The 13,570-nt window shown below is 52.1% G+C and carries 15 protein-coding genes; 11 read left to right on the forward strand and 4 right to left on the reverse strand.

Features of this window, described 5'->3' with window-relative positions:
* Positions 1 to 70 precede the first annotated feature (70 nt).
* The 11 genes from FDX11_RS24105 to npr all read left to right on the forward strand — a co-directional run bounded on the left by FDX11_RS24105 (position 71) and on the right by npr (position 7,990).
* Positions 71 to 1,048, forward strand: coding sequence for a calcium/sodium antiporter (locus FDX11_RS24105; RefSeq protein ID WP_042311289.1), 978 nt, complete (start codon positions 71 to 73; stop codon positions 1,046 to 1,048).
* Positions 1,049 to 1,061: 13 nt separating this feature from the next.
* Complete coding sequence (kdsD, locus tag FDX11_RS24110) at positions 1,062 to 2,048, forward strand: arabinose-5-phosphate isomerase KdsD (RefSeq protein WP_038634261.1); 987 nt, start codon at positions 1,062 to 1,064, stop codon at positions 2,046 to 2,048.
* 20 nt (positions 2,049 to 2,068) lie between these two features.
* Complete coding sequence (kdsC, locus tag FDX11_RS24115; RefSeq protein ID WP_042311291.1) at positions 2,069 to 2,635, forward strand: 3-deoxy-manno-octulosonate-8-phosphatase KdsC; 567 nt, start codon at positions 2,069 to 2,071, stop codon at positions 2,633 to 2,635.
* Entirely contained in the window at positions 2,632 to 3,207 is a 576-nt protein-coding gene (lptC, locus tag FDX11_RS24120) for an LPS export ABC transporter periplasmic protein LptC (RefSeq protein ID WP_042311293.1), read from the forward strand. The genes kdsC and lptC overlap by 4 nt, the downstream gene beginning before the upstream one ends.
* Positions 3,176 to 3,724 (forward strand): lipopolysaccharide ABC transporter substrate-binding protein LptA, encoded by a 549-nt coding sequence (gene lptA, locus FDX11_RS24125; protein WP_042311295.1) that lies wholly within the window; start codon positions 3,176 to 3,178, stop codon positions 3,722 to 3,724. Before lptC ends, lptA begins: the two co-directional genes overlap by 32 nt.
* A 6-nt stretch (positions 3,725 to 3,730) precedes the next feature.
* On the forward strand, positions 3,731 to 4,456 hold the full coding sequence (gene lptB / locus FDX11_RS24130) for an LPS export ABC transporter ATP-binding protein (protein WP_003025073.1): 726 nt from the start codon (positions 3,731 to 3,733) through the stop codon (positions 4,454 to 4,456).
* Between the two features lie 46 nt (positions 4,457 to 4,502).
* Positions 4,503 to 5,936 carry an RNA polymerase factor sigma-54 gene (gene rpoN / locus FDX11_RS24135; protein WP_137398642.1) on the forward strand — a complete coding sequence of 478 codons (1,434 nt, stop codon included), beginning with the start codon at positions 4,503 to 4,505 and terminating at the stop codon, positions 5,934 to 5,936.
* Positions 5,937 to 5,958: 22 nt separating this feature from the next.
* Positions 5,959 to 6,246 carry a ribosome hibernation promoting factor gene (gene hpf, locus FDX11_RS24140; protein WP_038634275.1) on the forward strand — a complete coding sequence of 96 codons (288 nt, stop codon included), beginning with the start codon at positions 5,959 to 5,961 and terminating at the stop codon, positions 6,244 to 6,246.
* An 83-nt stretch (positions 6,247 to 6,329) separates the two neighbouring features.
* Entirely contained in the window at positions 6,330 to 6,821 is a 492-nt protein-coding gene (gene ptsN, locus FDX11_RS24145; protein WP_042311297.1) for a PTS IIA-like nitrogen regulatory protein PtsN, read from the forward strand.
* 45 nt (positions 6,822 to 6,866) lie between these two features.
* Entirely contained in the window at positions 6,867 to 7,721 is an 855-nt protein-coding gene (rapZ, locus tag FDX11_RS24150; protein WP_003025085.1) for an RNase adapter RapZ, read from the forward strand.
* Positions 7,718 to 7,990, forward strand: a complete 273-nt coding sequence (npr, locus tag FDX11_RS24155; protein ID WP_003828770.1) for a PTS phosphocarrier protein NPr — start codon at positions 7,718 to 7,720, stop codon at positions 7,988 to 7,990. Before rapZ ends, npr begins: the two co-directional genes overlap by 4 nt.
* A gap of 66 nt (positions 7,991 to 8,056) precedes the next feature.
* Here npr and mtgA read toward each other — a convergent pair whose 3' ends face one another.
* The 4 genes from mtgA to FDX11_RS24175 form a co-directional block, all read right to left on the reverse strand.
* On the reverse strand, positions 8,057 to 8,776 hold the full coding sequence (mtgA, locus tag FDX11_RS24160; protein ID WP_042311299.1) for a monofunctional biosynthetic peptidoglycan transglycosylase: 720 nt from the start codon (positions 8,774 to 8,776) through the stop codon (positions 8,057 to 8,059).
* Positions 8,773 to 9,426 carry an isoprenoid biosynthesis glyoxalase ElbB gene (gene elbB, locus FDX11_RS24165; RefSeq protein ID WP_061382524.1) on the reverse strand — a complete coding sequence of 218 codons (654 nt, stop codon included), beginning with the start codon at positions 9,424 to 9,426 and terminating at the stop codon, positions 8,773 to 8,775. Before elbB ends, mtgA begins: the two co-directional genes overlap by 4 nt.
* Before the next feature lie 229 nt (positions 9,427 to 9,655).
* Positions 9,656 to 11,992: an aerobic respiration two-component sensor histidine kinase ArcB gene (arcB, locus tag FDX11_RS24170; protein ID WP_061382525.1), complete on the reverse strand. Its 2,337-nt coding sequence runs from the start codon at positions 11,990 to 11,992 to the stop codon at positions 9,656 to 9,658.
* A 195-nt stretch (positions 11,993 to 12,187) separates the two neighbouring features.
* Positions 12,188 to 13,117 (reverse strand): TIGR01212 family radical SAM protein, encoded by a 930-nt coding sequence (locus tag FDX11_RS24175; RefSeq protein ID WP_137398649.1) that lies wholly within the window; start codon positions 13,115 to 13,117, stop codon positions 12,188 to 12,190.
* Positions 13,118 to 13,570 lie beyond the last annotated feature (453 nt).

Here is a 13,570-nt window from a genome sequence, read left to right on the forward strand (position 1 = left end):
AAGACTTCGTTACGGCTTCCAGAAGATCCTTCAAGTGGACCGGCGAGTATACCTGAAGAAAGGACTTTAGATGCTTTTAGCGACGGCGCTGTTAATAATTGGTTTACTTCTGGTGGTCTACGGTGCCGACCGTCTGGTATTTGCCGCATCCATTTTATGTCGAAATTTCGGTATCCCCCCCATTATTATTGGGATGACCGTCGTCAGCGTAGGGACGTCGTTACCCGAGATCATTGTCTCTGTGGCTGCATCAATAAATGGGCAACTCGATCTGGCCGTCGGTACCGCTATCGGCTCTAACATTACCAACATTCTGCTTATTTTAGGTCTGTCGGCGCTGATTCATCCTTTTACCGTGCATTCTGATGTTCTGCGTCGTGAATTACCGCTAATGTTGCTGGTAAGTCTTTTAGCCGCATCCGTCCTGTATGACGGCCAGTTGAGTCGTAGTGACGGTTTCTTTCTCCTGCTTCTGGCCGTGCTATGGCTGCTATTCATTGTTAAAATCGCCCGTCTGGCTGAGCGACAAGGCAATGACACGCTGACCCGGGAGCAGATAGCGGAGCTTCCGCGCGAAGGCGGATTACCGGTCGCGTTTTTGTGGCTGGGCATTGCGCTGATTATTATGCCAATGGCAACACGGATGGTGGTGGACAATGCCACTGTACTGGCGAACTATTTCGCCATGAGCGAACTCACCATCGGGCTGACGGTAGTCGCTATTGGTACCAGCCTGCCAGAGCTGGCAACGGCCATTGCGGGTCTGCGTAAAGGCGAAAACGACATCGCCGTTGGCAACATCATCGGCGCGAACATTTTTAATATTGTTATCGTCCTCGGACTGCCGGCGCTGATTACGCCGGGTGAAGTCAACCCGATGGCCTTCATCCGTGACTATAGCGTCATGCTGCTGGTGAGCGTAATTTTTGCACTACTCTGCTGGCGACGTCCGCGCCAGATTGGTCGCGGCGCGGGTGCGCTGCTGACCGGCGGTTTTATCATATGGCTGGCGATGCTGTATTGGTTATCGCCACTTCTCGTTGGATAACTGGAAACGCATTATGTCGCACTTAGAGTTGCAACCGGGTTTTGACTTTCAGCAAGCAGGCAAGGAAGTCCTGGCAATTGAACGTGAAGGCCTGGCGGAGCTTGATCAGTACATTAATCAAAACTTTACCCTCGCTTGTGAAAAAATATTCAGTTGCCCGGGAAAAGTGGTGGTGATGGGGATGGGGAAATCCGGACATATCGGACGGAAGATGGCGGCCACATTTGCCAGCACCGGCACCCCCTCATTTTTCGTACATCCTGGCGAAGCCGCGCATGGCGATCTGGGTATGGTCTCGCCGCAGGATGTGGTTATTGCCATCTCAAACTCCGGTGAATCCAATGAGATAGCGGCGTTAATCCCGGTATTAAAACGTCTTCATGTCCCGCTTATTTGCATGACTGGCCGTCCGGAAAGCAGCATGGCGCGTGCGGCAGATGTGCATCTGTGTGTTAAAGTGCCCAAGGAAGCTTGCCCATTAGGCCTGGCGCCGACCAGTAGCACCACTGCAACGCTGGTGATGGGTGATGCTCTTGCCGTGGCGTTATTAAAAGCGCGTGGCTTCACCGCGGAAGATTTTGCGTTATCGCATCCAGGTGGCGCACTGGGCCGTAAGCTTTTGCTGCGAGTTAACGATATTATGCATACGGGCGATGAAATCCCGCATGTGAATAAAAGCGCCAGCCTGCGTGACGCCTTACTTGAGATCACACGTAAAAATCTCGGCATGACCGTCATTTGCGATGATGCAATGAAGATTGACGGTATTTTCACAGATGGCGATTTACGTCGCGTCTTTGATATGGGCGTAGATGTACGCCAGTTAGGCATTGCCGATGTGATGACCCCTGGAGGCATTCGCGTGCGTCCGGGCATTCTTGCCGTTGATGCTCTGAACTTAATGCAGTCCCGCCATATCACTTCGGTAATGGTTGCTGATGGCGACCAGTTACTCGGTGTGTTACATATGCATGATCTGCTGCGTGCAGGTGTAGTGTAAGAAACTCAAGGATAAAGAAAATGAGTAAAGCAGGTGCGTCGCTTGCGACCTGTTATGGACCCGTCAGCGCTGACGTTATCACCCGGGCAGAGAACATCCGTTTGCTGATCCTGGATGTGGATGGCGTACTGTCTGATGGTCTGATTTATATGGGCAACAACGGTGAAGAGCTGAAGGCTTTTAACGTCCGCGATGGCTACGGAATCCGCTGTGCGCTCACTTCCGGTATTGAGGTTGCTATTATTACCGGACGAAAGGCTAAACTTGTAGAAGATCGCTGTGCCACATTGGGGATCACGCATCTGTATCAGGGGCAGTCAGACAAACTGATCGCCTTTGACGATCTGCTTGGAAAACTGGCGATCGCGCCGGAAAATGTGGCCTATGTTGGCGATGACCTGATTGACTGGCCAGTGATGGCAAAAGTGGGATTAAGCGTAGCGGTGGCGGATGCCCATCCATTGCTGATTCCACGTGCCGACTACGTCACCCGTATCAACGGTGGACGCGGCGCTGTACGTGAAGTCTGCGATTTATTACTCCTGGCGCAGGGCAAACTGGACGAGGCCAAAGGGCAATCGATATGAGCAAAACCAGACGTTGGGTTATCATTCTACTGTCGCTGGCTGTCCTTGTGATGATTGGTATTAATCTGGCTGACAAAGACGACGCCACTCAGGTCGCCGTCAATAACAACGAGCCAACCTATAAAAGCGAACATACCGATACCGTCGTGTATAGTCCGGAAGGCGCGCTGAGCTATCACTTGATCGCCCAACACGTTGAATATTATTCAGAACAAGCGGTTTCGTGGTTTACTCAACCGGTATTAACCACGTTTGATAAGGATAAAGTACCGACCTGGTCAATCAAGGCCGATAAAGCCAAATTGACCAACGATCGGATGCTGTATCTGTACGGCCATGTTGAAGTTAACGCCCTGGTGCCTGACTCTCAACTACGCAGAATTACGACCGATAACGCACAGGTTAACCTGGTGACTCAAGACGTCACTTCTGATGATCTTGTCACGTTATATGGCACAACATTTAACTCCAGCGGACTGAAGATGCGCGGCAACTTACGCAACAAGAACGCCGAGCTGATTGAAAAGGTTAGAACCTCATATGAAATCCAAAACAAACAAACTCAGCCTTAATCTTGTGCTTGCCAGCTCACTTCTGGCCGCCAGCATTCCGGCATTTGCCGTCACCGGTGATACCGAGCAGCCGATTCACATTGAGTCGGACCAGCAGTCCCTGGATATGCAGGGCAACGTGGTGACGTTTACTGGCAACGTGATTGTGACCCAGGGCACCATCAAAATTAACGCCGATAAAGTCGTTGTGACCCGCCCGGGCGGTGAAGACGGTAAAGAAGTGATTGATGGTTACGGTGATCCGGCCACGTTTTACCAGATGCAGGACAACGGTAAGCCAGTGAAAGGCCGCGCCTCACACATGCACTATGAACTGGCGAAAGACTTCGTCGTTCTCACCGGTAAGGCTTACCTGGAACAGCTTGATAGCAACATCACAGGCGATAAGATCACCTATCTGGTAAAAGAGCAGAAAATGCAAGCCTTCAGCGATAAAGGCAAACGCGTCACCACCGTTCTGGTTCCGTCGCAGTTGCAGGACAAAAACAAGGCTCCGGCAGAGAAAAAAGGTAACTGATTCGTTATGGCAACATTAACTGCAAAGAACCTTGCAAAGGCCTATAAGGGCCGCCGTGTGGTGGAAGATGTCAGTCTGACCGTCAACTCCGGGGAGATCGTCGGTCTGCTCGGTCCTAACGGTGCGGGTAAGACAACGACCTTTTACATGGTGGTCGGCATTGTCCCGCGCGATGCGGGCAACATTATCATTGATGACGAAGATATCAGTCTGCTGCCACTGCATGCGCGCGCGCGTCGCGGCATCGGCTACCTGCCGCAGGAAGCGTCGATTTTCCGTCGCCTGAGCGTGTTTGATAACCTGATGGCGGTACTGCAAATTCGTGACGATCTCACCAGCGAGCAGCGGGAAGATCGCGCCAATGAGCTGATGGAAGAATTCCATATCGAACATCTGCGTGACAGCATGGGCCAATCGCTCTCCGGTGGTGAACGACGCCGTGTGGAAATCGCCCGCGCGCTGGCCGCGAATCCGAAATTTATCCTGCTTGATGAACCGTTTGCCGGTGTTGACCCGATTTCCGTTATCGATATCAAACGGATCATCGAACACCTGCGCGACAGCGGGCTTGGGGTGTTGATTACCGACCATAACGTCCGCGAAACGCTGGCAGTGTGTGAGCGCGCCTATATCGTGAGCCAGGGACACCTGATCGCCCACGGCACGCCGACAGAAATACTGCAGGATGAGCACGTTAAGCGCGTATACCTTGGGGAAGACTTCAGACTCTGATAGGGTAGAAGACTTCACGTCACCGCAGGAGAAAACAACTCTGAACATGAAGCAAGGTTTGCAACTCAGGCTTAGCCAACAACTGGCGATGACGCCTCAGCTACAACAGGCGATCCGTCTGTTGCAGTTGTCCACGCTGGAACTTCAGCAAGAACTTCAGCAAGCGCTGGAAAGTAACCCACTGCTCGAGCAAACCGATCTTCACGACGAAATTGATACCCAGGAAAAACAGGACAGCGAATCCCTCAATACCGCAGATGCGCTCGAACAAAAAGAGATGCCAGAGGAATTGCCGCTTGACGCCAGTTGGGATGAAATCTACACCGCCGGTACGCCTTCAGGCACCAGCGGAGATTACATCGACGACGAGCTGCCTGTTTATCAGGGTGAGACCACGCAATCGCTGCAGGATTACCTGATGTGGCAAGTGGAGCTGACCCCGTTCTCGGATACCGATCGCGCCATTGCGACATCGATTGTTGATGCGGTAGACGAAACCGGTTATCTCACCGTGACCCTGGACGATATTCTCGAAAGCATGGGCGATGACGACGTCGGTATGGATGAAATCGAAGCCGTGCTTAAACGCGTTCAGCGCTTTGATCCCGTTGGCGTGGCAGCCAAAGATCTGCGTGACTGCTTACTGATCCAACTTTCGCAATTTGATAAGTCCACGCCATGGCTGGAAGAAGCGCGCCTGATCATCAGCGATCACCTCGATTTGCTAGCTAACCATGATTTTCGCTCACTGATGCGCGTGACCCGACTGAAAGAAGACGTGCTGAAAGAAGCCGTCAACCTCATCCAGTCGCTCGACCCCCGCCCTGGACAGTCGATCCAGACCGGCGAACCGGAATACGTCATCCCGGATGTGCTGGTGCGTAAGCATAACGATCGCTGGGTGGTCGAACTCAACGGCGACAGCATTCCACGCCTGCAGATTAACCAGCACTACGCCGCGATGTGCAATAGCGCGCGCAACGATGCTGACAGCCAGTTTATTCGTAGTAATTTGCAGGATGCAAAGTGGCTGATTAAGAGTCTGGAAAGCCGCAATGATACGCTGCTGCGCGTCAGTCGCTGTATCGTTGAGCAGCAGCAAGCCTTCTTTGAGCAAGGCGAAGAATTTATGAAACCGATGGTGCTGGCGGATATCGCCCAGGCCGTCGAGATGCACGAATCGACCATTTCCCGAGTGACCACGCAAAAGTATCTGCACAGTCCGCGCGGCATATTTGAACTGAAGTATTTCTTTTCCAGTCACGTTAACACTGAAGGCGGGGGCGAAGCCTCATCCACAGCTATCCGCGCACTGGTGAAGAAATTAATTGCTGCGGAGAACCCCGCGAAACCGCTGAGTGACAGCAAGTTAACCTCTATGCTGTCGGATCAGGGTATCATGGTGGCACGCCGCACCGTTGCGAAGTACCGAGAGTCTTTATCCATTCCGCCGTCTAACCAGCGCAAACAGCTGGTATGACCCAACCGATAAGGAAGACACTATGCAGCTCAACATCACTGGAAACAACGTCGAAATCACGGAAGCTCTGCGCGAGTTTGTTAATACCAAGTTCGCCAAGCTTGAACAATATTTCGACCGGATTAATCAGGTCTATATTGTGTTGAAAGTGGAGAAGGTTACACATATCTCGGATGCAACACTGCATGTAAACGGTGGCGAAATTCATGCCAGCGCGGAAGGTCAGGATATGTACGCCGCCATTGACGGTTTAATTGATAAACTGGCTCGGCAGTTAACAAAACATAAAGATAAACTGAAACAGCACTAACTTGTCCGGGCAGTTAGCGGGTGCAGGACGGCCTGTTGTGCAGCACAACGGGCCATTTGTACGGTTAGCGCTTAGGTGAAATTATGATAAATAACGATACGACTCTACAACTGAGCAATGTTCTTAACCAGGAATGTACGCGTGCGGCCGTTCACTGCCAAAGCAAGAAACGCGCACTGGAAATCATCAGTGAACTGGCGGCAAAACAGCTCAGCCTGCCCTCTCAGGTGGTATTTGAAGCCATTCTGACGCGTGAAAAAATGGGCAGTACCGGCATCGGTAACGGTATTGCCATCCCGCATGGCAAGCTGGAAGAAGACACGATGCGCGCGGTTGGCGTGTTTGTGCAACTCGAAACGCCTATTGCTTTCGACGCCATTGATAATCAACCCGTCGATCTGCTTTTTGCTCTACTGGTTCCGGCAGACCAAACCAAGACGCATTTGCATACGTTGTCACTGGTCGCCAAACGTCTGGCTGATAAAACCATCTGCCGCCGCCTGCGCGCCGCACAGAGTGACCAGGAGTTGTATCAAATCATCACCGACACCGAAGGTGGACAGGATGAAGCATAACAACCCAATGGCATCCTTTTTTGTCGTTGTGAGGAGAAACAGTACATGGTACTGATGATCGTCAGCGGTCGTTCAGGGTCAGGCAAATCCGTCGCCCTGCGTGCGCTGGAAGATATGGGTTTTTACTGCGTGGATAACCTTCCCGTAGTGCTGTTGCCCGATCTGGCTCGTACACTGGCCGATCGCCAGATTTCTGCGGCCGTCAGCATTGACGTGCGTAACATGCCGGAATCCCCGGAAATTTTTGAGCAGGCAATGAACAATCTGCCTGAAGGCTTCTCACCGCAGCTGCTGTTCCTTGATGCTGACCGTAACACACTGATTCGCCGCTACAGCGACACACGTCGTTTGCACCCCCTCTCCAGCAAAAACTTATCGCTGGAAAGCGCTATCGATAAAGAAAGCGATTTGCTGGAGCCGCTGCGTTCCCGCGCAGACCTGATTGTTGATACCTCCGAAATGTCCGTGCACGAACTGGCGGAAATGTTGCGTACCCGACTGCTGGGCAAACGCGAACGCGAATTGACGATGGTATTCGAATCCTTTGGTTTCAAACACGGTATCCCGATTGACGCGGACTACGTCTTTGACGTGCGCTTCCTGCCCAACCCACACTGGGATCCGAAGCTGCGCCCGATGACTGGCCTTGACCGTCCCGTCGCCGCCTTCCTCGACAGGCACACAGAAGTACACAATTTTATCTACCAGACCCGCAGCTATCTTGAGCTATGGTTACCCATGCTGGAGACCAACAACCGCAGCTACCTCACCGTAGCCATCGGCTGTACCGGCGGGAAACACCGTTCGGTGTATATTGCAGAGCAGCTGGCAGACTACTTCCGCTCACGCGGTAAAAACGTGCAGTCACGCCATCGTACGCTGGAAAAACGTAAATCATGACCGTGAAGCAAACCGTTGAAATCACCAATAAGCTGGGCATGCATGCCCGGCCAGCAATGAAACTTTTTGAATTGATGCAGGGTTTCGAAGCAGAAGTTTTGCTGCGTAATGATGAAGGAACGGAAGCCGAGGCAAACAGCGTTATCGCGCTGCTGATGCTGGATTCTGCGAAGGGGCGTCAGATAGAAGTTGAAGCTACAGGTCCGCAGGAAGTTGAAGCCCTGGCCGCGGTGATCGCCCTGTTTAATTCAGGGTTCGATGAAGATTGATCGAGAGCACAGAACGTAGCCAGTAGGCCGGATAAGGCGTTTACGCCGCATCCGGCAATAACTCTGCTAATACAGCTTATTTTCCCGCATAAACGACTCACCGCCTAACTGGCGCATTTGCCGCATAATCCACGCCTGACGGCTGCGCACATAACCTGACGGCGCACTCGCCTTAAAGCGAATCGGGTTAGGCAGCACGGCCGCCAGCAAGGCCGCTTCAGACAGACTCAGGCGACTGGCAGGTTTATGAAAATACCGTTGTGCTGCCGCCTCCACACCGAAGACGCCATCGCCAAACTCCGCAACGTTCAGATAGACGGTCAGAATACGTTTCTTACTCCAGACCGTTTCCATCCCCAGCGTTAACCCGGCTTCAAGGCCCTTACGCACCCAGCTACGCCCATCCCACAGAAAGAGGTTTTTTGCCGTCTGTTGCGATAACGTTGACGCCCCACGAATACGGTTTTCATTACGTTCATTATGCGCCAGCGCTTTCTCGATGGCAGAGACATCGAATCCCCAATGGTCAGGGAACTTCTGGTCCTCGGCGGCAATCACCGCCAGTCCCATCCACGGTGAGATCTCATCCATACTCACCCAGTCCGAATGCGCCACATACCCGAAATCACCAGACAACCATGCACCCAGTTGCCGTTCGACCATCACCGCCGAGAACGGTACCGGCATCACGCTGAAAAGGGCGATGCCCCCGCCCCAGAATACGGCGAGGACGATCACCGCCCGTAGAAAGATGCGCCGCAGAAAAGCGGTAACGCCTTTTCTCATTCCGCCAGCACCAGCACACGCGAGACCAGTTTATCGATGCCACTCGCGGCCTGAGCGATATCCTGCGCCAGCATATAGGCGGGCGTGGTGACGATTTTGTTGTCTTCATCAACGACAATGTCGTCAACCGGACAAGGCACATGTTCTGCGCCCATCTCTTCCAGTACCTCTGCCGTATCGATATCAGTGCCAATGGTCAGACGCAGCGGAAAATCAAAAATTTTGGGTAACATGGCGGGCGCAATGCACATAAATCCCAGCGGCTTACCCATCTGATGCATGGCAACTGCCAGCGCGGCTAAATCGCTGTCAATCCGGCATTCGCTGCCCTGGCTGGCAAAATTACTCAGGTTTTTGGCGGCGCCAAAACCACCCGGCACGATCAACGCATCCAGTTCCGTTGAGACCGCCTGAGCAAGCGGGCGAATCTCGCCGCGAGTGATGCGAGCGGCTTCAATCAGGACATTACGTGTTTCCGGCATCGGTTCGCCGGTCAGATGATTAATCACATCAGCTTGTTGTTTATCCGGTGCGAAGCAGACGGCCTGCGCGCCGTTGCGGGCAATGGCCAGCAGCGTGAGTACGGTTTCATGGATCTCTGCACCGTCATACACACCGCATCCGCTGAGCACGACTCCCACTTTTTTCATCGTGATACTCCTTTCTCAACTGGCTGAAACATATTAGTTATTATGATTTAAATGCTACGCTTCACACATTTAACTGATTCATGTAACAAATTATTTAAGATTTGCTATCTTAACTGCGTGCGGCCTGAAAAATAGGGCTGCGCCTTTGTACACAATGACAATAATTTACGGCGCAGCCACGATTTCCCTGGTGTTGGCGCAGTATTCGCGCACCCCGGTCAAGCCGGGGTCATTTTTTTTCCACGCTCGCCACCCAGGCTTTTAGTACCGCCACGTCGTGCTGCCACTCCTGCTTCATCTCTTCAATCCATTCAGCAACGTTATCTTCCCAGGCTGGAAGATCTGGCGACTGGATTTGCTGACCTAACTGTTGCAGATGACGCAGCCCCACCGAACCTGCCGCACCTTTAATTTTATGACCTTCCTCAACCACGCCTTTTTTATCACGTGCAGTCAGATTGGATTCCAGCACGCTCAAATATCCCGGCATCATTTTCTCAAACACCGCCAGCCCGTCGGTAATTAACTTCGGACCCACCAGCTCGAGGTATTGTTCCAACATAGGAATATCTAACAGCGCTTGCGATTTACTGCTCTCTTCAGATGTCACAGTGCTCTCCTCTTTGTTTCGGGTATCCCAGTATTTTTTGATCATGGCGGTTAAAGCCGGGACTGACAGCGGCTTACTCAGCACGTCGTCCATTCCCGCCTCCAGATACTCTTTTTTATCTTTCAGAACGTTGGCGGTAAGGGCCACCAGCGGCGGCAAATCTTCACGCGCGTATTTTTGCGTCAACTCGCGGGAGATATCCAGCCCGGTCATATCCGGTAGCTGAATATCCAGTAATACCAGGTCATATTCACCCGGCGTGAACATTTCCAGCGCGGCTTTCCCGGTCATGGCGACATCCACGCTATTACCCAGTTTTTCCAGCACTGAGCGCGCGACAATGACATTCAGTTCAATGTCTTCCACCAGCAGTACATTCAGGGCGGGCAGCGGCATGTCATCATCTTCAAAAGCGTCTTCAATCTCTTCCGCTACCGCCGGCGCATGCACGGTCAGCGTAAAGACAGAGCCTTTACCAGCCTGGCTGGAGACCGTAATATCGCCACCCATATTTTTCGCCAGACGCTTTGATACGGCCAGGCCAATCCCGGTTCCCGTTGCCGGTTTGCCGCCGTTACTGTCCTTCACCTGATAATACATGGCGAAGATTTTATCCTGCTCATCCTGCGGAATGCCGATCCCGGAATCTTCTACCTCGAAATGCAGCATATTCCCCTGGTCATAGCGCGCCCGCACGGTCACCTGCCCCTGCTGGGTGAACTTCACGGCGTTGCTGATCAGATTCCACAGAATCTGGCGCAAACGCGTGCCGTCGGTAATCACTTTATGCGGCAACGGTAGCGTTGGCTCAAGCACAAACCGCAGCCCTTTTTGCTGTGCCTGCAGGCCAGAGAGGTTTTCCAGATCCGCCATAAAGCTGGTGAAATCGATCGGCTGGTTATCAAGCTGGACTTTACGCCGCTCCATCTTATCCATATCGATAATATCGTTAAAAATATTGCCCAACGTCACGGCAGAGACATGGATAGTTTTCAGGTATTTTTCCTGCTCGGCGGTCAAATCCGTATCCAGCAGGATCCGGCTTAAGCCAACAATGCCGTTCAGCGGGGTACGCAACTCATGACTGATGGTGGAAATAAACGTGGTCTTATCACGGCTGGCGCGTTCAAGCGCGTCCTGATAACGCTTACGTTCAGTAATATCGCGACCAAAGCCCATCAGACCATGTCGTTTACCGACGCGGTCGTAGTAAGGCACTTTACGAATTTCAAAGCAGGCTTTGCGTCCATCCGGGTAATCCAGCCACTGTTCATAAGTGAGCGAGACGTTATGACGAAACACCTTCTCGTCGGTCTCAATAACTTTTTCCGCCGCCTCAGGGGAGTAAACGTCAGCCGGTTTTAAATTCACCAGTTGCTTTTCACTCTTGCCGGTCAGCAGCTCCATGGCGCGGTTACAGCCGGAAAATTCTTTATCTTCATTACGATAAAAGACCAGATCCGGCGAGGCATCAAGGAAAGAGCGTAAAAATGAAGACTGTTGCTCAAGCTGAATCTGCGCCTCTTCGCGCTCTTTGATTTCGACCTTCAGCTGTTCAAACGTTTCCTGGCGCTCCGCTTCGGCTTTTTCACGCTCAACAATTTCCTGATTGAGCTGGGCAATATTGTCTTTCAACTGCACATTGAGCTTGAGATCGCGCTCGCGCATCTCTTCCAGCTTTTGCACCAGTCGTGACAGACGCTGCCGGGACTCCTCCAGTTGCTCCACCACCACTGACAAAAAATAGACGGCCCAGGGGGTAATTAACAGACCAAAAAAGATAGAGCGGATGACATCAATGCTTTCTACCTGGCCATGCAGCACCATGGTGACAGCCATTTGCACCACAATTGCCAACACCACCAAAGCCAGCGCTAATAGCAGCGAAAAGCGCACCAGACCTAACTTCATCATCAGGTCGACATAATATTGCGCCAGCATACGAATTTGCTTCATAGAGGGTTCCTTCACGACAACTTGGCACAATAATACTCAATTCTCAGCGTGACGCTGAAGATTGTGCAAGAAATGCGGAGGTTATCGGTGAAATGACCGCGGAGAGGCCATCGTAGGCCTGATAAGCAAAGCGCCATCAGGCAAGCAGGCGCAGATTTCCGGATGTCGGCTTTGCCTTATCCGGCCTACGGAGAGTTAGTTCTCAGGCTGCACCCATGGCGTACCCAGTGCCGAGCCTTGCACGCCGTGCTCGTTAAGGTACTTATCCAGTTCGACCATCCCCGTCCAGCGATTTTCACACCATAGCGGCGCCAACAGCGTTGGGCGACGCGCGCTCGCGGAAATACGATGATAAATCACCTCCGGCGGCGTATGGCGGATCATCTCCCCTGCGGTAATCGTGTAGTCGTCCAGTTCAATCCCGTTCAGCCGCCCGGCTTCCCAGGCTTTCGCCATCGTACTGCCTTTCACAATATGCAGCGGATGCAGCTTAATACCGTCAACGCCCGTCTCCACCACACGTTCCATGGTTTGCAGACATTCTGCCTGCCCTTCTCCCGGCAGACCGACGATCAGATGCGAGCACACTTTCAGCCCGCGCGTGCGCGCCAGCCGTGTGGTGTTTTGGTAGCAGGCGAAATCATGGCCGCGGTTAATTCGGTGTAGGGTTTTGTCATGCGCGGTTTGCAGGCCGAGCTCCAGCCACACTTCATAGCCCAGGTCTTTATACTCACAAAGCAGATCAAGCACCGCTTCCGGCACACAGTCGGGGCGCGTCCCAACGCATAACCCAACGATACTGGCCTGGCTGACCGCCTGTTGATACATCGAACGCAGCACCTGTACTTCAGCAAAGGTGCTGGTGTAGGCCTGGAAATAGGCCAGATAGCGTTTTGCGCGATTGACCAGGTGCGCCTGATGTTCAAGCTGCTCGGCAATGGAATGGTGCTGCTGCGCTTCATCGGCAAACGAGGCGACATTACAGAAAGTACATCCGCCGCGCCCGATAGTGCCATCGCGATTTGGACAGCTAAAACCGCCGTGCAGCGTGAGTTTATGAACCTTTTGTCCATAACGGCGAGAAAGATCCCCACCAAACATATTGACTAATTTCTGTAACTGCATAATCTGGTAGACCGCGCCTTGAAAAGAGGCCAAAGCCTGCCATTTTTTGCCCCAGTCGGCGATGACCTGGATCAATCGCCCTGGCGAGCCTTTACTTATTGCATAACAAATCAAAATAATCGAAATTTCATTCACTAAAAATGTAATTACTTTTCCTTATATTCGACTGTTTTTTTTATCTTCTTATACTCTTTGCATAAAAACAGTATCTTTAAGACGCCAAAACTTTAAAAACCAGCATAAAATGCCAGGCATCTCGATAAACAAAGGCAGGACGAGGGATATACAGCCGTTCTGACAGTGAGACAGATCACACTTCCCTGACCGTTCCCCCTACGTTAAACCGATGTAAAAAATCCTTTTATTTCAGCAATTTCATAAAGTTAATCACCCTATAGCACATTTTTGCATAAATAAGATTGCCATTTGACCTGTGTGTGGATTCCCGATAAC

It is taken from the genome of Citrobacter sp. wls714 (assembly GCF_005281025.1).
Lineage (GTDB): Bacteria > Pseudomonadota > Gammaproteobacteria > Enterobacterales > Enterobacteriaceae > Citrobacter > Citrobacter werkmanii.